Here is an 18426-nt window from a genome sequence, read left to right on the forward strand (position 1 = left end):
CCGAGAAGTCGCTGGGCGCGTTATCGCTCTCAGCGTTGGGCCAAAGAATTGCCATGAGTTTTAGCCTGCCGGAGTTTCGCCGCAAATGGTCTTGTCGCGGCTATATGTCCGCCGGGGCGGCAATGGTTACCGCTGCGGCTGGGCTATTGCTGCTCGCCGAAAGGGCAGAGGCGCGGAAATATCCCGCGCCGCTCGATATCTTCAACCTTGGCGCACCGAAGCACCGCCCAACCGTTCGGGCCGCCAGGATTCCGCTGCCGAAGCCGCGTCCCGAGGAGGCCCCCAAAGCGTCGGATGAGGGGGCGCCGCAGGCAGACGGCAAGCCTTCTCCCGACAAGCCGTCCCCCGACAAGCCAGGCGCGGACAAGCCCGCCGAGGCCGCGCCGCCGCCCGAGAAGCAGGCCTCGGCCTGCCGGCTGGCGCTGACCGAGGAGATCGCGATCGCGCCCTCCATTCCGGATATCCGCGGTCCCGGTGCCTGCGGCGGCGAGGATCTGGTGCGGCTGGAGGCCGTCGTGTTGCCGGACAAGCGCAAGGTGGCGGTCAAGCCGGCGGCCATCCTCCGCTGCACCATGGCGTCCGCGCTCGCCGATTGGGTGCGCAAGGACATGGCGCCGCTGGCGACCAGCCTCGGCTCGACCGTCAGCGAGCTCGACAATTTCGACAGCTTCGAGTGCCGCGGCCGCAACCGCGTGGCCGGCGCGATGCTGTCCGAGCACGGCAAGGCCAACGCGCTCGACGTCCGCGCCATCAAGCTCGCCAACGGACAAACGATCGGTCTGACCGACCGCACCATGTCGCGCGAGGTGCGCGAGCGCGTGCTGCATTCGGTCTGCGCGCGCTTCTCCACCGTGCTCGGTCCGGGCTCGGACTGGTACCACGAGGACCACATCCATCTCGATCTCGCCCAGCGGCGCAACGACTATCGGATCTGCCAGTGGAACGTCTGGGATCCCCTGCCGCAGGTCGCCCCGCTGCTGCCGGCGGAACGGCCCGAGGAGGCGCCGCCGCGCGAGGTTGCGGCCAAGTCCGAGGCCAAGTCCGAGGCCAAGTCCGAGGTCAAGCCCGAGGCCAAGGAGGACGCCGAGGACGGAGGGGCGGCGACAGCGGCTGCGCCTGCGGCCAAGCCGGCGACGGATGGCCACAAGGCTTCGTCGCACAAGTCGGCAACAAAAAAGCGCCGGTGAAACCGACGCTTTTGAAAAGCCTCAAACAAGGCCTGCTCAGTAGGATGAGCTGGTGCCGCCGCCCTGGAGCGCGAGGCGCGAATTGTAGGGCGAATCGCCATGCTTCGGCTCGAGCACCACGACGAGGGTGCCGACCTTGACGCGATCATAGAGATCGATCGCGTCCTCGTTGGTCAGGCGGATACAGCCGGACGAGATCGAGGCGCCGATATATTCCGGCTGGTTGGTGCCGTGGATGCGGAACAGCGTGTCCTTGCCGCCCGAATACAGGTACAGCGCACGCGAGCCCATCGGATTGTCCGGACCCGGCGCGACATAGGTCGGCACACCCAGACGCGAGATTTCGCTGGGGGTGGGGTGCCAGGCCGGCCACTCGGTCTTGCTGCCCACCTTGGCGATGCCGGACCAGGCCATCGCCTCTTCACCGACGGTGATGCCGTAGCGGATCGCCTTGCCGCCATCCAGCACGTAATAGAGGTAATGGTTATCGGAATCGACCACGATCGAGCCTGGCGTTTCCTTACGGTGGTACTGGACGATGGCGCGGCGGAACGGCTCCGCGACCGGGGTGTTCTCGTACCGGACCTTGGCGAGGAGTTCCTTGTCCTTCGGCTTGAACGACTTGGTGTCGGCCGCCTCATAATGAGTGGCCTGCATGCAGCCTGACAGCATCAGGCCAGCGGCCAAGATCCCAAACAAAACTTTCAGCGACGACATGGTTTGGTTCCAATCAAAACAATACCGTGCGGAAGGGCCTGAGCGTAGCGCCCAAGTTCCTCGACTCCGTTAAGTCCATTATCGTTGAAATCTGCCACAATTCCAGCGCTGAAGCCGTTTTCCCGCGCTGCGAGACCCCAGCTGTGGCTTTTCTGCCGCAAATTTGGGGGTGCTGTGAGGGTTTTTGTGGCGTGACGCGCCAGACTGTTCCTTCCGCGCCACAGATGAGCCCCGGCGGTTCGCAAATGCCAACGCTCCGTTAATGTTGTTGTCATCGTGAACCTGTCAGAATCGCGCTAAGGGCTGTCATTCTGTCGCAGGATCTCTGGAGCTTTTGATGTTTTCAGTGTTCGTTCCCTCCGAGACCTCCCTCAAGAAGGCGGTGATCGAGGATCTCACGGCTCTGCCGGAGAACGCGGTCTGGATCGACCTCGTCAACCCCTCGGCCGCCGAGGACAAGGCCGTGGAGCGGCTGGCGGGCATCGCGATCCCGACCCGGGAAGACATGCAGGAGATCGAGATCTCCAGCCGGCTCTATATGGAGAACGGCGCGCGCTACATGACCGCGACGCTGATGTGCCACTCCGATACCGACATGCCCCGGACCACGGCGGTGACCTTCATCCTCGGCGACCACCGCCTGGTGACGGTGCGCTACGACCTGCCCAAGCCGTTCGCCCTGGTCGAGGCCAAGCTCGCCCGCTCCTGCACCCCGTCGATCACCGGCGAGATGGTGCTGATGGAGCTCCTGGACGCCGTGATCGACCGCTGCGCCGACATTCTGGAGCGCTGCGGCGCCGAGATCGACCAGGTCTCCCATGAGATCTTCGAGCCGGAGAGCGAGCGCCACGGCCACGCCAAGCGATATTCCCAGATCCTGATCTCGATCGGCCGCAAGGGCGATCTGACCTCGAAGGTTCGCGAGAGCCTGGTGTCGATCGGCCGCGTCGTGACGTTCCTGTCCGCCGTGGTCGAGGGCGTGAAATGGTCCAAGGACATGCGCGAGCAGCTCAAGACCATGCAGCGCGACGTCGCCTCATTGACCGACCACGCCTCCTATCTTTCCAGCAAGATCACCTTCGTGCTCGACGCCATGCTCGGCGTCGTCAATCTCGAGCAGAACAACATCATCAAGCTGTTCTCGGTGATGGCCGTCGTCCTGATGCCGCCGACGCTGATCGCCTCGGTCTACGGCATGAACTTCAAGGTGATGCCGGAACTCGAATGGGTGCACGGCTATCCGATGGCGCTGGTGATGATGTTGATCGCCGCCATCGTCCCGTACTGGATCTTCAAGTGGAAGAAGTGGCTGTAGGAACCGTGCGCGAGCAAAGATACCTACCGAGACCTTACGCCGCTCGCACAGACACGGCGGTTCGTGTCGCAGAATAGATCGGCATTGCGGCGACGCGGTGATGTCTGTGTCATGCCGCAATTCCTCCGGTAAAATTTGAGCGGTGGGCTGAACGTTTGCGCGAAACTTGTCTGCGATAAGCAGGGCGTAGCCGCGAGGAACAGCCATGGTTGAGAAACACATAACGTCGCCCCGCAACGTCATCGATCTGGCGAACTATCGTCAGGCGATGACGAGCGGCAAGGCGCCGTCGATGTCGGCACGCATGTGCCGGCACTGTGGTGCTCCGCTGCTCGATGGTGAGAACGACGACGACTGCTCGACTGCAATCAGCACGGCCGCTCCGCGTCCGCGCGAGCGGTCACGTCGGATTCGACTCGATTGAGGAACGGAAGGTAAGGGCGATCCAGGTCTTGCGGCGGCGTTGTCTGGATCGCCTTGCTTCCCTCACACAGCTCTTCAGATGCTCAGCTGCGGCGCCCGATCTGGGGCCATGGCGTTCCGTCCCAGTCCTCTTATCTCGATTGAACGCTGGGAACTCATCGCAGGTGGACCCAAGCGGTCCGCCTGAGCCTCATCGTCACCCGTCGGGCAAAACACCCGGCGAGGCTGTCAATCCGTTATCGCAAAAATATTCTACTTTACCGAAATTCGGTTTCGGCGTATGTGTCGCTCATCCCGGCTCATCCTTGAGGGGCGATCATGCGGTCGTCTTGTTCGCGAGCCGGGCTTGCGGTGGACGCGGCAGCGTCGGCACGAGATGGGGCGGGCAGGGCGGGTAGTCCCTGTGAGCCCGAAACCCGCGTGCGGACGAACGGCGCTGCCAGGCTTCGTCTCGTCTGTAAAGTTTCCGGCGCTGTCGACGGTGTCAGGGAATACTGCGGCGAAATGGCGGGCCGTGCGTACGGCAAAACCGTGTGGTCCTGGCCGTCGTTGCTACGGTCAAGCTGTCTGCGGAGATGTGCGCGAGCCCAACCGGGTGGACGGCATCATTCAAATTCGCGGGGCGAGGGAGGCCAGAAGGAAAGTTCGGCTCCCGGGAGAGCGCGGCATAAGCCGTCCGACCATCGCGCAGGGAAGGCCGAGTGATCGGCACCACCTGTATGCTGCTGTGCGGTTTTCCTGCGTGTGCATTTGCGCAGCAGACCGCGGGTGCGATGTCAGCACCCGGCCTTCCCTGCGCCCTCTTGGTTATGAGGGCGGCGAGACCAAGCAAAGCTCGGGCGAAATGCGCCGCGAGGCTGCGAAGGCGTGTCTGCGAGTTGTTGCCGTAGGATGGGTAGAGCGAAGCGAAACCCATCATGCTTCAGCGAGGAGGATGCGCGATGGGTTTCGCTTCCCTCTACCCATCCTACAAGTGCATCTCGCCGTGCAATGACCCGAAGGATCACACGTGCTGGCCGCCGTTGATGTGGATCTCGGCGCCGTTGACGTAGGAGCTGGTGTCCGTGCACAGCACGTAGATGATCTTCGCCACTTCGTCGGGCGTGCCGAGGCGGTGCATCGGGATCTGCTGCTCGACGATCTTCTCGGTGCCGGGCGACAGGATCGAGGTGTCGATCTCGCCCGGGGCGATCGCGTTGACGCGCACGCCGATGCGGCCGAAGTCGGAGGCCATCTCGCGCGTCAGTGACGCAAGCGCCGCCTTCGAGGTGGCGTAGGCGGCGCCGGCGAAGGGGTGCACGCGCGAGCCCGCGATCGAGGTAACGTTCACGACCGACCCCTTGGCCGCCTTCAATTCCTCGATCAGCCCGCGCGCCATCATGATCGGCGCGAAGAAGTTGACATGGAAGACGTGCGTCCAGGTGTCGAGGTCGGTGTCGACCGAGCCCAGCCGCGAGCCACCGGGGCCCTTCGGCGAGATCGCGGCATTGTTGACCAGCGCATGCAGCGTGCCGCCCTCGAGCCGGTTGCGGATCTCCGAGATCGCGCGCGCGGTGTCCTCGGGGTTGCCGAGGTCGACCTGGATGTGGTCCTCCGGCCCGGCGTCCCAGGGGCAGTCCTCGGGGAAGGGATGCCGCGAGCAGGTGATGACGCGCCAGCCCGCCGAGGAGAAACGGATCACGGTGGCGTGGCCGATGCCGCGGCTCGCTCCGGTCAGGAGCAGCGTACGGCGCGGCGCATTGGACGAATGCGGCATGGACATCTTTCAGGTCGGCCTAAAGCTTACGGATACATCCGCGTCTTGGACCACTTTTGGCCGGCGGCGTCACGGCGAAATTCAATGCGATCGTGCAGGCGGAACGGGCGGTCGTGCCAGAACTCGATCCGCAGCGGCGTGATGCGCCACCCACTCCAGCCCGGCGGCCGCGGCACTTCGCCGATGACGTACCTGGCCGCGACCTTGGCGATGGCCTGCTCGAAGGCGAAGCGGCTCTCCAGCTCCTGCGACTGCTTGCTCGCCCAGGCGCCGATCTGGGCCTGCTTCGGTCGCGTCGCGAAATAGGCGTCGGCCTCCGCGTCGGTCACCGGCGTCACGTTGCCGCGGATGCGGACCTGACGGCGCAGCGACTTCCAGTGAAAAAGTAACGCTGCCTTAGGATTTGCGGCGAGTTCGCGGCCCTTCTGGCTGGCGATGTGGCTGTAGAACACGAAACCCTCGGTATCGAAGCCCTTCATCAGCACCATGCGCACGTCGGGCAGCCCGTCGGGGTCGACGGTTGCGAGCGCCATGGCGTTCGGATCGTTCGGCTCGCTCTTGATCGCCTCGTTCAGCCAGGCCTCGAACAACGCAAAAGGCTCGTCGGCGGCGGTGAAATCACCGGATGTTAAGGGTGTCTGGTGTTTCATCGAGGTCGTGTCGGTCATGTCCGGAGTCCGAGTTGCGTCCCGCGGCCCAAAACGCGTTGCTGTCCGCTACCGCCCTATATAGGGCATGGGGACGCGTTGGCCTATCGGCGATCCGGCCGTCCGGCTTCGTCGTGACGATGATTCTGATCGGGTGTGGTGCCGGCGGCTGCAGCTTTTCGCGCAACGACAGCAGCGCCTATGCCAAGGCCGAGGAGAACGACCTGACCGGCTCGATTGCGCGGCCGGCGAAGGACGCTCCCCCGACGGAGACCGATCTCGCCTTCACCCGCAACGCCGCCTCCGACGTCCTCAGCAAGGGCGACAAGGATTCCAGCCAGCATTGGGAGAATCCGGAGACCGGGGCGCGCGGCTCGGTGACGCCGATCGCCCAGTCCTACGCCGCCGAGGACGGACGCAAATGCCGCGACTTTCTGGCGAGCTACGTCAACGGCAACACCGAAAGCTGGCTCCAGGGCGCCGGCTGCCAAAGCGGCCGTGGCCGTTGGGAGATTCATACGCTAAAGCCGTGGCGGAGCTGAGCATGATCCGGAAAAGCGGGAACCGGTTCTCCGATAAGATCATGCTCCAATCTTAGAGATTCGGCGCGCGCCCCTAGTTGCAAAAATGCCACTCTCTTCCCACATGACGAGCAGGTGGGGCGGGGAGCCCTTTGAACAATTCGATTTCTTGAAGGAGACGTGACGAATGCGCGACCCCTATGAGGTCTTGGGGGTGCCGCGGAGCGCCAGCGCTGCCGCGATCAAGAGCGCCTATCGCAAGCTGGCCAAGAAGCACCATCCGGACAGCAACAAGGACGATCCGAAGGCGGCCGAACGCTTCGCCGAGCTCAACTCGGCCAACGAGATCCTCGGCGACGAGGACAAGCGCAAGCAGTTCGACCGCGGCGAGATCGACGCCGACGGCAAGCCGCGCTTCCAGGGTTTTCCGGGTGGCGGCGGCCCTCGCGGCCGCGCCGGTCCTGGCGGGTTTGAAAGCTATACGTTCCGAAGCGGCGGTGCGGGCGGCCCGGGTGGCGGCGCGTTCGAGGACATCCTCAACAGCATGTTCGGCGGCGGGATGCGCGGCGCGCGACCCGGCGCCAGCGGCGGTGCCCAGTTCGAGTTCGACACCGGCGGCATCGGGCTCGATCTCGACGTCAACGTCGCCATGAGCGTCTCGCTGGAAGAGACGGTCAAGGGTGGCGAGAAGCGTGTCCGTCTGCCGACGGGCAAGGAGCTCAACGTCAAGATTCCGGCCGGGGTCACCGAGGGCCAGCAGATCAGGCTGCGGGGGCAGGGAGAAAGCGCGCAGGGCCATCCGCCCGGCGATCTCCTGATCACCATCAACATCGCACCGCACCCGTTCTTCAAGGTCGAGGGCGCCGATCTCAGGATCGACCTGCCCGTCACGCTCTACGAGGCGGTGCTCGGCGGCAAGGTTCGCGTCCCCACGCTCGGCAATGCCGTGGAGCTTTCGGTCCCCAAAAACACCTCCAGCGGCCGGACCTTCCGCCTCAAGGGCAAGGGCCTGCCGAAATCTGGCGGGAGCGGGGATCTCTTCGTCACCATCAGGATTATGCTACCGGACGGGAACGACGCCGAGCTTGAAGCATTGATGGAAAAGTGGCGGGACCAGCACCCCTACAATCCACGTAGCGGGCTTGGTTAGGGCACGAGTGAAGGGGTTCTCCGAAAGGACCACGGCATCGTCCTCGAGGCATCGGCCTGGAGATGATGCTCATCATACGCCTGAGGCGTGGTAGCGCTTCATGGTTTCGACGTGTCGGCTGTCCGGCGGGGCAGCCGATAAAAAGGTGCGGCCTCGAGAGGGGGACCAGCGCGGTACCAAAAACCCCAATCGAGGCCGCCCGCGTCGATCGGCGGATCGAACGCTACTCATAATCGCGTGAACACCCGGTGCGATAATGAGACGCGTCGATGTCCTGATTCCAAATTTTCGATGACGGAATCTGGGCACTGCGCTTGCGCGGTTGTCTAGGTGCCGTTTTTCTCTGCTTGGTCGTAGACGGCCTGCGCCACCCTGGTCAGCCGCTCACGATCGCTGCTGCCGCTGACGACGTAGCCGACGCCGCGCTCGGCCCAGAACAACGCGCCGTCCTTGTCCGTCCTGGCGTAGCGCATTTGCGTTGCACCATTCTCGGTCTTGGCGCTGTAGATCGTGTACCGCTCGCCCGAGGCGCCCTCGTACATCAGGAACGACGCCGGGCCGTTCGGTCCCGGCAGCAGCCGGCCGCCGACCAGCTTCAGCCCGCTCGCCTCCAGGTTCGGCGCGAACACGGTCCAGCCGCAGCGCCGGGTCAACCAGGCCTGCAAGTGATCCCGCTCGTTGCCGCCGACCTCCACGGGGTGGCGGACCTCGACGACATAGAGGCGGTGGGCGTCGAGCGCGTCCGCCGTAAAGCTCTGGAAGGTCGAAGGTGCATTGGCGGCGCCATGCGCCACCCAGCCGGCTGTGCCGCCGGCGACGAAGGCGACCAGCACGGCCGCGGCGGCGCCATAGAGCCATTGCCGCGGGCGGCGCTCCAGCCGCTCGAGCTCGAGCCGTGTCGGCACCGGCTCATGGGCGACCGAATCGTAGCGGGCGTGCAGCATCTCGGCCATGGTCCGCCAGGACTGCACCCGCTCGGCGTCCTCGGGGTGGGCGGCAAGAAACGCCTCGACGTCGGCGCGTCGCTCGGCCGGCAGCTCGCCGTCGACATAGGCGTGCAGCTCGTCCTCGGTCACTGGGATGTTGCGGTCCTTCATATCGATCGTCTCTGGCTCTGCGGCCCAAAATATCTTCTGCAAGTCAGCTTCGCGCAGCTCATCATTTCACCCGCCTGAGCGCCGTACGCTCACCCTCCAGCGAGGCTTTGACGTGGGCTCTCGCCCGTGCCAGGCGCGACATCACCGTGCCGATCGGCACGCCTTGGATGTCGGCAACCTCGCGGTAGCTCATGCCTTCCAGCATCACCAGCAGCAGCACCGAACGCTGCTCCTCGACGAGGGTGGCCAGCGCCTTCTCGATGTCGCGTCCTTCGGCCTCGGTCCCGCTGGCATCGGGGTTGTTGTCCGTCAGCGGCATGAATTGCGGCCGCCTTGCCAGCGAGCGCCGCCGGTTCTTGTTGAGGTTGGTCAGGATCGTATAGAGCCAGCTCCTGACGTCGCCTCCGAGAAACAGCCGCTCCGAACGCAGCGCGCGGACCAGCGTGTCCTGGACCAGATCGTCGGCCGCATCCGCATCGCGTGTGAGCGCGCGGGCGTAGCGGCGCAACGCCGGGATCATGGCTTCCACACTCTGGCGAAACGCATTCATTGCGGTCTTGACGTCCCTGGCGTTCGGCGTGCGCCTATAGCGATCATAACACCCGAGCGGAACGGCTATTCCGGTCCCCGAAACAGCGTTAACGCCGCGGATTTGGGCTGTACCGCGGGGGAGGGCTGGTGTACCTCCAGACCTCAACGAGAGTTCGACGGGACGTGCAAAAATGGCGCAGAATTCGGGTCTGATGCAAGGAAAGCGCGGGATCATCCTCGGCCTCGCCAACAACCGCTCGATCGCCTGGGGCATCGCCAAGGCATGCCATGCCGCCGGTGCCGAGCTCGCCTTCACCTATCAGGGCGATGCGCTGAAGAAGCGCGTCGAGCCGCTCGCCGCCGAGATCGGCGGCCTCGTGCTCGGCCATTGCGACGTCACCGATGCCGCGACCATCGATGCCGCCTTTGCGGTGCTGAAGGAAAAGTGGGGCAAGATCGACTTCCTGGTGCATGCGATCGCCTATGGCGAGCAGCTCGACGGCCGCTACGTCGACACCACGGCAGAGAATTTCTCCAAGTCGATGCTGATCTCCTGCTACTCGTTCACGGCGGTGGCGCAGCGCGCCGAGAAGCTGATGACCGACGGCGGCTCGCTGATCACGCTCTCCTATTACGGCGCCGAGAAGTGGATGCCGCACTACAACGTCATGGGCGTTGCCAAGGCGGCGCTGGAGGCCAGCGTGCGCTATCTCGCCGCCGATCTCGGCGAGAAGAACATCCGCGTCAACGCGATCTCGGCAGGTCCCATCAAGACGCTGGCGGCGTCCGGCATCGGCGACTTCCGCTATATCCTGAAGTGGAACGAGACCAACGCGCCGATGCGGCGCAACGTCTCCACCGAGGACGTCGGCGGCAGCGCGCTGTATTTCCTCTCCGACCTCTCGCGCGGCGTCACCGGCGAGGTGCACCACGTCGATTCCGGCTATCACGTGCTGGGCATGAAGCGGCCCGATGCGCCGGATATCTCGTTCGGCGGCAAGGACTAGCCTCGGACCTGGAATGGCCGTGCCCACGATCTACTATCTTCGCCACGGCGAGACCGAGTGGAATGCGCTCGGAAGGCTTCAGGGCACCAGGGACATTCCGCTGAATGCGCGCGGGCGCGGCCAGGCCGTGCAGGCCGGCGGCGTGCTGGCCGAGCTGTTCAAGCGCGACGGGCGCGACAAGGCCGCGCTGGCTTACGTGTCGAGCCCGCTCGGGCGTGCGCGCCAGACCATGGAGCTCGCGCGCGGCACGCTCGAATTGCCGCCTGCCGATTATGCGCTCGACGATCGTCTGCGCGAGATCGGCTACGGCACCTGGGAGGGGCTGACGCTGGCCGAGAGCGAGGCGAAGGACCCCGACATCTATGCAAGGCGCCTCGCCGACAAATGGACCGTGGGACCTGCGGGCGGGGAGACCTACGCCGACGTGCAGGTCCGCGTGCGCGCCTGGTACGACCAGCTCCGGACCGACACCGTCGCGGTGGCCCATGGCGGGACTTGCCGGGCCCTGATGGTGTCCCTGGGGCTGGAGACGCCCGCCGGTGCCGCCGAGCTCTACATCGAGCAGGGCGCCGTCTACGTGTTCCGCGACGGGCGGCTGGAGAAGTTCAGTTAAGCCCGGCGCGTTGCCCCACCCTCCGCCGTCATGCCCGGGCTTGTCCCGGCCATCCACGGACTTTTTTGGTTGTGGTGGGCAAGGACGTGGATGGCCGGGACAAGCCCGGCCATGACGCCTGTGACAGGCATTTGACCCCCCCTTCAGATCGCGTTAGGTCACGGATGACATTCATCAGAAGCGTTGCAAGTCAACGTTAGGCGACTATCCGGCATGTCCTTCAACACCTTCGGCCACATGTTCCGCGTCACCACCTTCGGCGAGAGCCATGGGGTGGCGATCGGCTGCGTGGTCGACGGCTGCCCGCCGATGATCCCGCTCACCGAAGCCGACATCCAGCGGGATCTCGACCGCCGCCGTCCCGGCCAGTCGCGCTTCACCACCCAGCGCCAGGAGCCGGACCAGGTGAAGATCCTCTCCGGCGTGATGGCCCATCCCGAGACCGGCGTTCAGGTGACCACGGGCACGCCGATCGGCCTTCTGATCGAGAACACCGACCAGCGCTCGAAGGACTATTCCGAGATCAAGGACAAGTTTCGTCCGGGTCATGCCGACTTCACCTATGAAGCGAAGTACGGCTTGCGGGATTATCGCGGCGGCGGGCGCTCCTCGGCGCGCGAGACCGCGATGCGCGTTGCCGCCGGCGCCATCGCGCGGAAGGTGCTGCCCGACGTCAAGGTGCGGGGCGCCCTGGTGCAGATCGGCCCGCACAAGATCGACCGCGACAAATGGGACTGGGACGAGATTGCCAGGAATCCGTTCTTCTGCCCGGACAAGGACAAGGCCGCGTTCTTCGAGACCTATCTCGACGGCATCCGCAAGAGCGGCTCCTCGATCGGCGCAGTGATCGAAATCGTCGCCGAGGGCGTGCCGGCAGGTCTCGGCGCGCCGATCTACGCCAAGCTCGATTCCGATCTGGCGGGCGCGATGATGACCATCAACGCGGTGAAGGGCGTCGAGATCGGCGCCGGTTTTGGCGCGGCAGAACTGACCGGTGCGGAGAACGCCGACGAGATGCGCTCCGGCAATGACGGCACACGGTTTCTGTCAAACCATGCCGGCGGCGTGCTGGGAGGCATCTCCACCGGACAGCCGGTGGTGGTGCGCTTTGCAGTGAAGCCGACCTCGTCGATCCTGCAGCCGCGTCTCACCGTCGATCGGCAAGGCGCCGAGACCGAGATCTTCACCAAGGGTCGCCATGACCCCTGCGTCGGCATCCGCGCCGTCCCCGTCGGCGAGGCCATGATGGCCTGCGTGCTGGCCGATCACTTCCTGCGCGATCGCGGACAGGTGGGGCGTTGAACGCGCGGTACTAGCCCACCGCGCAGCTTGACGGCCCCGCAACTTCGTTTGCAAATGCGACCATGAACAGCTCCGAGCTTCAGCGCATCTGCAACTGGCTGGTCGATGGCACCTGGGCGGCTCAGGAGCCGGCCGTAGGGATCGCCGCCTTCTGCGAACGTCTGGTCGCGGCCGGCCTGCCGCTGTGGCGATTCGGCATTTTCATCCGCACGCTGCATCCCGAGGTCTTCGGCCGCAACTTCATCTGGCGCCAGGGCCAGGAGGTGGAAGTCGGTGCCGTCGATTTCGCGATCCTGGACACGCCCGAATTCGCCCGCAGCCCGCTTCGCGTCGTGTTCGAGCAGGGGATCGAGGTCAGGGGCCGCGCAAGCGATCCCGACAGCAAGCGATTTCCGTTCCTCGACGACATGCGGGCGGAAGGCGCGACCGATTATATCGCCGTGCCGGTGCGCTTTCTCGACGGCTCCGTTCATGCAACGAGCTGGATCACGCAGCACCCCGACGGCTTCAGCGACGACGACATCGCGGCGATCCGAGCTGTCATAGCACCGCTCGCGCGCATCAGCGAGATCATCAGCCTGCGCCGCACCGCCGAGATGCTGCTCGACACCTATGTCGGCAACCGCGCCGGCGCGCGCATCCTCGGCGGCCAGATTCGCCGCGGTCACAACGACACCATGCAGGCGGCGATCTGGCTGTCGGACCTGCGCGGCTTCACCGCGCTGTCGGATCGCCTACCGGCCGAGACGGTGGTCGAGATCCTCAATCATTATTTCGACTGTCAGGTGACTGCGATCCGCGGCCATGGCGGCGAGGTGCTGAAATTCATGGGCGACGGCCTGCTCGCCGTGTTTCCGATCGATGAATATGTCGGCGATGCCGCCCATGTCTGCACGCGGGTGCTGGAGGCGGCGCGCGAATCCCGCGCCAGCGTCGAGGCGCTCGCCTTTCCGGTCGGCGACGTCATCGAGCGCTTCCGCTTCGGCGTCGCGCTGCATGTCGGCAACATCCTTTACGGCAATATCGGCGGCGGCAACCGCCTCGACTTCACCTGCATCGGTCCGGCGGTCAATCTCGCCGCGAGGCTGGAGAAGATCACGGGACGCCTGGGGCGGACCGTCGTCGCCTCGGAAGGTTTCGCCAATGTCTGCCGCCATGATTGGCACGAGCTCGGCGAGTTTCCGATCGCGGGATTTTCCAAGGCGCAGCGCGTGTACGGTCTGGCGGAGGAGACGTCGGTGGCGATGGCCTAGCACGCGCGCCGACGACCGCCTCAGCCGCCACGAACATAGGACTGTCTCAGACCGAGCGTCAGCACCCTCAAGGTGATCCACAGCCGCAGCATGACGAAGCTGAAGATGAAGACGAAATAGATCAGGTTCTTGGTGAACTGCGTCGCCGACGAGGTTTGCCAGAAGTTCCAGATCGCGGTACGCACCGCTTCCTGTCCATAGGCGAGGGCGACGTTGATGAGGCCGAGGATGATGACGGCGGCGCCGAGCCACAGCCCGCGGCGTGCGAATTCGCCGATCGCGGCAAACAGAGCGACCTTGCCGCCGTCGCGCTCGGCGCGCACGATCATGAGCAGCACGATGGCCGCGATCCATGCGCTCCAGAATCGCCCGGGATGGGTGAACTGGTCGAACGCCATGCCATCGAGGCCCGCCAAGAGATGGTACGAAGCCGTGTAGCCGGCCGCTGCAGCGCTCAGCGACGCCAAGATCATGACGAGCATGATCCGCCACAGGATGGAGAGGGAGAGCTTGAACTGCTCGCCCAGTGTCAGCGTACCCAGCGAGGATTGACCACCCGCCGCCTCGATGGATTGTTGCGCCGTCACAAAGAAGGCCAGCAGCACCGAAATGTCGGCAATGATGATTGCGGGCAGCGCCACGGCGCCGCCGCCGAACGCGATCACCCGCATCGCAGCCGCGAGGATCAGCCAGGGCAGGGCATGCAGGAGCCTCAAAGGACCGAACGAGGTCTCTTCGCGGGCGGGCTCGATTTCGAGCTGTTTGCGCAGTGCGATCGTCATCGCATGGTGGTGACACAGGAGATTAAACCTGAGGTAGCGCGGATCGCTAAAATTGACCGAAGCCGGCTGGCGCGGCCTACTCCTCCGGCTCTGTCGTGAACAGCAGCGGATAGCCCTTGGCACGGCCGGCGTCGGTGGCACGGGTGGCCTTGGTTTCGGCGACGTCCTTGGTGAAGACGGCCACCACGCAGGCGCCGAGCTTGTGCGCGGTGATCATCACCTTGTAGGCCTGATCCTCGGTCATGCGGAATTCGGCCTTCAGCACCATGGTGACGAATTCGCGCGGCGTGTAGTCGTCGTTGATCAGGATGACCTTGTGCAGCTTCGGCCGCTCGACCTTGGTCTTCGTCCTTGTTTTCGGCTTGGTGACGGTGTCGTTCATTCCGCCTCCTGGACACGGCGGCTCGGGTTCCCTGCCGCAGCAGTCAGCCGGCGGCCTTCGCACCATATTGCAATACCTGCACCTTCTCCAAGGTGATCAATCCGCTCGACATCATGCCGTCCAGGATGGGCAGGAATGCGTTGATGTTATCCTCGCTGTCGACGATCTCGATCAGGAGCGGCAAATCTTCCGATAGCCGCAGGATCTTCGAGGTGTGCAGCCGGCTGGACTCGCCGAAGCCCATGGGACCGCGCAGCACGGTGGCGCCGGCCAGGTGTCGCTCGCGCGCGGTCATCACGATCGCCTCATAGAGCGGCTTGCCGTCGTAATGATCGCTCTCGCCGATGAAGATCCGGAGCGAAACTGCCTGATCGGGGATTTGCATGCTCAGCTCCTTGTCAAGCGATTGTAGCGGCTCGCCATCATATGTCCTGCCCACACCGACACCAGCCAGCAGATCACGGACGCTGCGACATAGGCGAGCGCGGTGTACGTCATGCCGCCGTGGAGCAGGCGGAAGGTCTCCAGGCTGAACGCCGAGAAGGTGGTATAGCCGCCGCAAAACCCGGTCATGACGAATTGTCGGTGCTCGGGCCGCGCCAGCACGCGGCCGTCCGGGCCGGTCAGCGTCGCGTAGAAGCCGATGATCAGGGAGCCTGTCGCGTTGATGAACAACGTCGCGAAGGGAAAGCCCGGCCCGGTGTCGAGCACAAGCCCGACCAGATAGCGCGTCAGTCCGCCGACGATGCTGCCGGCGGAAACCCAGGCGTAAAGCACGAAGCTGCGCCGGCGTTCGGCAAAAGGTGAGTTCATCAGCCTCTAGCCTCCCAGACGATCCGCAAGCAGGAAGCCGCAGCTGACGGCGGCGAGGCACAGCCCGACCGAGCAGGCGACATTGCCGAGAGCCGAGAGCGGCTCGCCGCCCCGCGCGAGTGTCAGCGTTTGCAGGCTGAACGAGGACACCGTGGTGTAGCAGCCGAGAAACCCCGTTACCGCGAACAGCCACGGTGTGGGTGAGGCGAAGACCGAGCCCGGATGCGTCGCCAGCGCGCCGAAAATGCCGATCAGGAAGGCGCCGGTCACGTTGATGGTCATGGTGCCCCACGGAAACGTTTCGCCCAGCCGCCGCGCGATCGCACCGGAGACGAAATAGCGCGCGCAGCCGCCGAGCGCGCTGCCGATCACGATCGCAATTGCCCCGCTCAACAAGACGAACAGTCCCCCGTCATCACTTGCTCCCTACAGCCAGACCCTTGCCGACGGCGAGCAGCCCCACCAGCGAAACCAGGGCGAAGCCAAGCCCGGCAAGAAACGTTCCCGCCGGTCCATAGGCGTCCCACAACGCGCCCGCGATCACGCTCGCGGCCAGCAAGGCAAGCCCGGTGAACAGGTTGAAATAGCCGAAGGCGGTGCCGCGCAAGGCGGGCGGGGCGGCATCGGCGACCATGGCTGAGAGCAGCCCTTGCGTCAGTCCCATATGCAGCCCCCACAGCACGACGCCGAGCGCGAGGCCCGCAAGGCTCGGGAGCAGGGCCAGCGCAAGGTCGGCCGCGGCGAGGAAGACCAGGCCGAGCGCGAGCAGGCCGGTCCGGTTGATCCGGTCCGACAGCACGCCGGCCGGATAGGCCGACAGCGCATAGACGACGTTCATCAGCACCAGCACCGCCGGCACCCACATCACGCTCAGTCCGATGTTCTGTGCGCGCAGGATCAGGAAGGCCTCGCTGAAACGCGCCAGCGTGAAGACGATACCGACTGCGACGACGCGCCAGTATACCGCTCCAAGCTGTCGCATCGCGGCGAGATTGAGCGGATTCCTGGCGCGCTCGCGGCTCGGGTCCGGCTCCGGCTCCTTCACCGCGAACGCGATCAGGCCAAAGGACAGGAAGGCCGGCAGCACCGCCACCCAGAACACGAGGGCAAAATTGTCTGCGGTCCACCACATCAGGGCGATCGCCACGAGCGGCCCGACGAAGGCGCCGATCGTGTCGAGCGATTGCCGCAGGCCAAAGCTCGCGCCGCGCAGGCCGACGGGAGCGATGTCGGCGATCAGCGCATCGCGCGGCGCGCCGCGAATGCCCTTGCCAACGCGGTCGATGAAGCGCGCGGCCACCAGCCAACCGACGCTCGGCGCGAGCGGGAACAGCGGTTTTGTCAGCGCGGCGAGGCCATAGCCCAAGGTAGCGAGCAGCTTGCGGCGGCCGAGCCAGTCCGACAGCGCACCAGAGAAGATCTTGGTGATCGAGGCGGTCGCCTCGGCAATGCCCTCGATGAAGCCGACGGTGAGCGTGGAGGCGCCGAGCACGGTGACGAGATAGACCGGCAGCAGCGCGTGGATCATCTCGGAGGAGATGTCCATCAGCATCGAGACGAAGCCGAGCACCCAGATTCCCCGGGGCAGCGCGGTGCGCACGGCATACGGTGTCGTCGTCACGCCTTCGTCTCCTGGCATTCGCCCGCCGACCTTCCTGATTAGGCAACAAAAAACCCGCCACTGGCGGGTATGTCCATGCTCCCGCCAAAGGCCGAGGCTCAAGATTGCCTCTCCTCAAGCAGGAGTCATCAGCCCACGAGGTCATCGACCGCCGGGCGGGTGTCGGGGGACTCCATCCCCATCTGTCCGACCAACCTAGCATGGAAATCGTGCCGGACAAGTGGGCGGGAGCCGTGCCTCCACTGGCAGCTCTCATGCCGGGTCCTCGCTTCGCGAGTCGGGGAATGATGGCTCATGAGATCGCGCCTGTTCCCTGACGCAAGCGCGGCAACATGGCGGCAGACAACGCGCGAATTCCTAACTCGAATGTGAAGCACAAGCGATCTTCGGCCTTTGCGGCAAGCCGATTGCATGTCACCATCGCGTCATACGACGGGAGACTGCGATGCGTTTGCTGTTCTCGATCGGGGCTGTGCTGGTGGCCGGCATGCTTGCCGGAGGGGACGTCGCGGGCATCGCGGCACCAGGACCGAAATTCGAATCGCCCAGAACTCAGCCGCAGCGGCTTGCGGCCGACAAGGACGCGCAGACCGTTGATGTCGAGCTGATCCTCGCGGTCGACGTGTCCTATTCCATGGATATGGACGAGCTCGCAATCCAGCGCGAGGGCTATGCGCAGGCGATCCAGTCGAAGGAGTTCCTGCAGGCGCTGAAGCTCGGCCCGAACGGCCGCATCGCGGTGACCTATTTCGAGTGGGCCGCCTCCAGCGACCAGAAGATCATCATTCCCTGGCGGCTGGTCGATGGTCCCGAGACGGCGGATGCGGTTGCTGCCGAGATCATGAAGACCCCGATTCGGCGCGCTTCGCGCACCTCGATATCAGGCGCGATCAACTTCGCGATGCCGCTGTTCGACGAAGATCCCTATCGCGGCCTGCGCCGTGTCATCGACATTTCCGGCGACGGTCCGAACAACAATGGCGGTCCGGTCACGATGGCGCGCGACGCCGCCCTGGAGAAAGGCATCGTCATCAACGGCCTGCCGATCATGGTCAAGGAGCCGTCCTATTCGACCATGGATATCGACAATCTCGATCTTTACTACGAGGATTGCGTCATCGGGGGGCCGGGGTCCTTCGTCATCACGATCAAGGAGCGCGACAAGTTCAAGGAAGCGATTCGCACCAAGCTGCTGATGGAAGTCGCCGGCCGCACGCCGGAGCGTCCGGTGATGCGCGTCGCCGACAAGGAGCCGCGCGTCAATTGCCTCATTGGCGAGAAGATCTGGTCCGATCGCTGGGGACGGTGA

Annotated in this window: 21 protein-coding genes and 1 riboswitch; of the genes, 10 read left to right on the forward strand and 11 right to left on the reverse strand. The window is 64.9% G+C overall.

The annotated features are described in order from the left end of the window. Nucleotides 1–53: 53 nt before the first annotated feature. On the forward strand, nucleotides 54–1187 hold the full coding sequence (locus BDOA9_RS14325) for an extensin family protein (RefSeq protein ID WP_025034631.1): 1134 nt from the start codon (nucleotides 54–56) through the stop codon (nucleotides 1185–1187). A gap of 36 nt (nucleotides 1188–1223) precedes the next feature. Here the strand turns inward: BDOA9_RS14325 and BDOA9_RS14330 are convergent, their stop codons facing one another. Next, on the reverse strand, nucleotides 1224–1904 hold the full coding sequence (locus BDOA9_RS14330) for a L,D-transpeptidase (protein ID WP_025034632.1): 681 nt from the start codon (nucleotides 1902–1904) through the stop codon (nucleotides 1224–1226). Between the two features lie 337 nt (nucleotides 1905–2241). Between BDOA9_RS14330 and BDOA9_RS14335 the strand changes: the two genes are divergently transcribed. After that, nucleotides 2242–3219 (forward strand): magnesium transporter CorA family protein, encoded by a 978-nt coding sequence (locus BDOA9_RS14335; RefSeq protein WP_025034633.1) that lies wholly within the window; start codon nucleotides 2242–2244, stop codon nucleotides 3217–3219. A 205-nt stretch (nucleotides 3220–3424) separates the two neighbouring features. Then, a complete protein-coding gene (locus BDOA9_RS36760) occupies nucleotides 3425–3643 on the forward strand; it encodes a hypothetical protein (RefSeq protein WP_082847821.1) in 219 nt (72 codons plus the stop codon). A gap of 1002 nt (nucleotides 3644–4645) precedes the next feature. On the opposite strand, the gene BDOA9_RS14340 is transcribed toward BDOA9_RS36760, so the two are convergent. Together BDOA9_RS14340 and pdxH are read right to left on the reverse strand one after the other, a co-directional pair. Further along, nucleotides 4646–5398: an SDR family NAD(P)-dependent oxidoreductase gene (locus BDOA9_RS14340; protein WP_025034634.1), complete on the reverse strand. Its 753-nt coding sequence runs from the start codon at nucleotides 5396–5398 to the stop codon at nucleotides 4646–4648. Between the two features lie 26 nt (nucleotides 5399–5424). After that, nucleotides 5425–6066 carry a pyridoxamine 5'-phosphate oxidase gene (gene pdxH, locus BDOA9_RS14345; protein WP_025034635.1) on the reverse strand — a complete coding sequence of 214 codons (642 nt, stop codon included), beginning with the start codon at nucleotides 6064–6066 and terminating at the stop codon, nucleotides 5425–5427. 119 nt (nucleotides 6067–6185) lie between these two features. Here pdxH and BDOA9_RS14350 point away from each other — a divergent pair, with 119 nt between their 5' ends. Further along, a complete protein-coding gene (locus BDOA9_RS14350; protein WP_340162405.1) occupies nucleotides 6186–6587 on the forward strand; it encodes an RT0821/Lpp0805 family surface protein in 402 nt (133 codons plus the stop codon). A gap of 166 nt (nucleotides 6588–6753) precedes the next feature. Then, nucleotides 6754–7716 (forward strand): DnaJ C-terminal domain-containing protein, encoded by a 963-nt coding sequence (locus BDOA9_RS14355; RefSeq protein ID WP_025034637.1) that lies wholly within the window; start codon nucleotides 6754–6756, stop codon nucleotides 7714–7716. A gap of 326 nt (nucleotides 7717–8042) precedes the next feature. Here BDOA9_RS14355 and BDOA9_RS14360 read toward each other — a convergent pair whose 3' ends face one another. Beyond that, nucleotides 8043–8813: an anti-sigma factor family protein gene (locus BDOA9_RS14360; RefSeq protein WP_025034638.1), complete on the reverse strand. Its 771-nt coding sequence runs from the start codon at nucleotides 8811–8813 to the stop codon at nucleotides 8043–8045. A 61-nt stretch (nucleotides 8814–8874) separates the two neighbouring features. After that, nucleotides 8875–9363 (reverse strand): RNA polymerase sigma factor, encoded by a 489-nt coding sequence (locus tag BDOA9_RS14365; RefSeq protein ID WP_025034639.1) that lies wholly within the window; start codon nucleotides 9361–9363, stop codon nucleotides 8875–8877. Nucleotides 9364–9535: 172 nt separating this feature from the next. Here BDOA9_RS14365 and fabI point away from each other — a divergent pair, with 172 nt between their 5' ends. The 4 genes from fabI (at nucleotide 9536) to BDOA9_RS14385 (ending at nucleotide 13519) form a co-directional block, all read left to right on the forward strand. Next, nucleotides 9536–10351: an enoyl-ACP reductase FabI gene (gene fabI, locus BDOA9_RS14370; protein WP_025034640.1), complete on the forward strand. Its 816-nt coding sequence runs from the start codon at nucleotides 9536–9538 to the stop codon at nucleotides 10349–10351. Between the two features lie 13 nt (nucleotides 10352–10364). Then, on the forward strand, nucleotides 10365–10964 hold the full coding sequence (locus tag BDOA9_RS14375; protein ID WP_025034641.1) for a histidine phosphatase family protein: 600 nt from the start codon (nucleotides 10365–10367) through the stop codon (nucleotides 10962–10964). Between the two features lie 213 nt (nucleotides 10965–11177). Next, nucleotides 11178–12266 (forward strand): chorismate synthase, encoded by a 1089-nt coding sequence (gene aroC, locus BDOA9_RS14380; RefSeq protein WP_025034642.1) that lies wholly within the window; start codon nucleotides 11178–11180, stop codon nucleotides 12264–12266. Between the two features lie 62 nt (nucleotides 12267–12328). Then, nucleotides 12329–13519, forward strand: coding sequence for an adenylate/guanylate cyclase domain-containing protein (locus BDOA9_RS14385; RefSeq protein ID WP_025034643.1), 1191 nt, complete (start codon nucleotides 12329–12331; stop codon nucleotides 13517–13519). 20 nt (nucleotides 13520–13539) lie between these two features. Here the strand turns inward: BDOA9_RS14385 and BDOA9_RS14390 are convergent, their stop codons facing one another. Genes BDOA9_RS14390 through BDOA9_RS14415 form a run of 6 tightly spaced genes read right to left on the reverse strand, consistent with a single transcriptional unit; the run spans nucleotide 13540 to nucleotide 17135 of the window. Next, on the reverse strand, nucleotides 13540–14442 hold the full coding sequence (locus BDOA9_RS14390; RefSeq protein ID WP_244521476.1) for a hypothetical protein: 903 nt from the start codon (nucleotides 14440–14442) through the stop codon (nucleotides 13540–13542). After that, nucleotides 14378–14683: an ATP-dependent Clp protease adapter ClpS gene (gene clpS, locus BDOA9_RS14395; protein WP_025034645.1), complete on the reverse strand. Its 306-nt coding sequence runs from the start codon at nucleotides 14681–14683 to the stop codon at nucleotides 14378–14380. The genes BDOA9_RS14390 and clpS overlap by 65 nt, the downstream gene beginning before the upstream one ends. A 43-nt stretch (nucleotides 14684–14726) precedes the next feature. Beyond that, nucleotides 14727–15068: a DUF190 domain-containing protein gene (locus BDOA9_RS14400; RefSeq protein ID WP_025034646.1), complete on the reverse strand. Its 342-nt coding sequence runs from the start codon at nucleotides 15066–15068 to the stop codon at nucleotides 14727–14729. A gap of 2 nt (nucleotides 15069–15070) precedes the next feature. After that, nucleotides 15071–15496 carry a fluoride efflux transporter CrcB gene (gene crcB / locus BDOA9_RS14405; protein WP_025034647.1) on the reverse strand — a complete coding sequence of 142 codons (426 nt, stop codon included), beginning with the start codon at nucleotides 15494–15496 and terminating at the stop codon, nucleotides 15071–15073. Nucleotides 15497–15502: 6 nt separating this feature from the next. Beyond that, entirely contained in the window at nucleotides 15503–15892 is a 390-nt protein-coding gene (gene crcB / locus BDOA9_RS14410; protein ID WP_042336065.1) for a fluoride efflux transporter CrcB, read from the reverse strand. Between the two features lie 19 nt (nucleotides 15893–15911). Beyond that, nucleotides 15912–17135, reverse strand: coding sequence for an MFS transporter (locus tag BDOA9_RS14415; protein ID WP_042336067.1), 1224 nt, complete (start codon nucleotides 17133–17135; stop codon nucleotides 15912–15914). Nucleotides 17136–17229: 94 nt separating this feature from the next. Continuing rightward, nucleotides 17230–17306: riboswitch (Fluoride riboswitch) on the reverse strand. Between the two features lie 256 nt (nucleotides 17307–17562). On the opposite strand from BDOA9_RS14415, the gene BDOA9_RS14420 reads away from it, so the two are divergent. Beyond that, on the forward strand, nucleotides 17563–18426 hold the full coding sequence (locus BDOA9_RS14420; protein ID WP_025034650.1) for a DUF1194 domain-containing protein: 864 nt from the start codon (nucleotides 17563–17565) through the stop codon (nucleotides 18424–18426).

Source organism: Bradyrhizobium sp. DOA9, assembly GCF_000617845.2.
Taxonomy (GTDB): Bacteria; Pseudomonadota; Alphaproteobacteria; order Rhizobiales; family Xanthobacteraceae; genus Bradyrhizobium.

Coding starts and splice junctions, on each gene's coding strand:
- BDOA9_RS14325 (WP_025034631.1), top strand. CDS start 54: ATGAGTTTTAGCCTGCCGGAGTTTCGCCGCAAATGGTCTTGTCGCGGC.
- BDOA9_RS14330 (WP_025034632.1), bottom strand. CDS start 1,904: ATGTCGTCGCTGAAAGTTTTGTTTGGGATCTTGGCCGCTGGCCTGATG.
- BDOA9_RS14335 (WP_025034633.1), top strand. CDS start 2,242: ATGTTTTCAGTGTTCGTTCCCTCCGAGACCTCCCTCAAGAAGGCGGTG.
- BDOA9_RS36760 (WP_082847821.1), top strand. CDS start 3,425: ATGGTTGAGAAACACATAACGTCGCCCCGCAACGTCATCGATCTGGCG.
- BDOA9_RS14340 (WP_025034634.1), bottom strand. CDS start 5,398: ATGCCGCATTCGTCCAATGCGCCGCGCCGTACGCTGCTCCTGACCGGA.
- pdxH (WP_025034635.1), bottom strand. CDS start 6,066: ATGACCGACACGACCTCGATGAAACACCAGACACCCTTAACATCCGGT.
- BDOA9_RS14350 (WP_340162405.1), top strand. CDS start 6,186: ATGATTCTGATCGGGTGTGGTGCCGGCGGCTGCAGCTTTTCGCGCAAC.
- BDOA9_RS14355 (WP_025034637.1), top strand. CDS start 6,754: ATGCGCGACCCCTATGAGGTCTTGGGGGTGCCGCGGAGCGCCAGCGCT.
- BDOA9_RS14360 (WP_025034638.1), bottom strand. CDS start 8,813: ATGAAGGACCGCAACATCCCAGTGACCGAGGACGAGCTGCACGCCTAT.
- BDOA9_RS14365 (WP_025034639.1), bottom strand. CDS start 9,363: ATGAATGCGTTTCGCCAGAGTGTGGAAGCCATGATCCCGGCGTTGCGC.
- fabI (WP_025034640.1), top strand. CDS start 9,536: ATGGCGCAGAATTCGGGTCTGATGCAAGGAAAGCGCGGGATCATCCTC.
- BDOA9_RS14375 (WP_025034641.1), top strand. CDS start 10,365: ATGGCCGTGCCCACGATCTACTATCTTCGCCACGGCGAGACCGAGTGG.
- aroC (WP_025034642.1), top strand. CDS start 11,178: ATGTCCTTCAACACCTTCGGCCACATGTTCCGCGTCACCACCTTCGGC.
- BDOA9_RS14385 (WP_025034643.1), top strand. CDS start 12,329: ATGAACAGCTCCGAGCTTCAGCGCATCTGCAACTGGCTGGTCGATGGC.
- clpS (WP_025034645.1), bottom strand. CDS start 14,683: ATGAACGACACCGTCACCAAGCCGAAAACAAGGACGAAGACCAAGGTC.
- BDOA9_RS14400 (WP_025034646.1), bottom strand. CDS start 15,068: ATGCAAATCCCCGATCAGGCAGTTTCGCTCCGGATCTTCATCGGCGAG.
- crcB (WP_025034647.1), bottom strand. CDS start 15,496: ATGAACTCACCTTTTGCCGAACGCCGGCGCAGCTTCGTGCTTTACGCC.
- BDOA9_RS14415 (WP_042336067.1), bottom strand. CDS start 17,135: ATGCCAGGAGACGAAGGCGTGACGACGACACCGTATGCCGTGCGCACC.
- BDOA9_RS14420 (WP_025034650.1), top strand. CDS start 17,563: ATGCGTTTGCTGTTCTCGATCGGGGCTGTGCTGGTGGCCGGCATGCTT.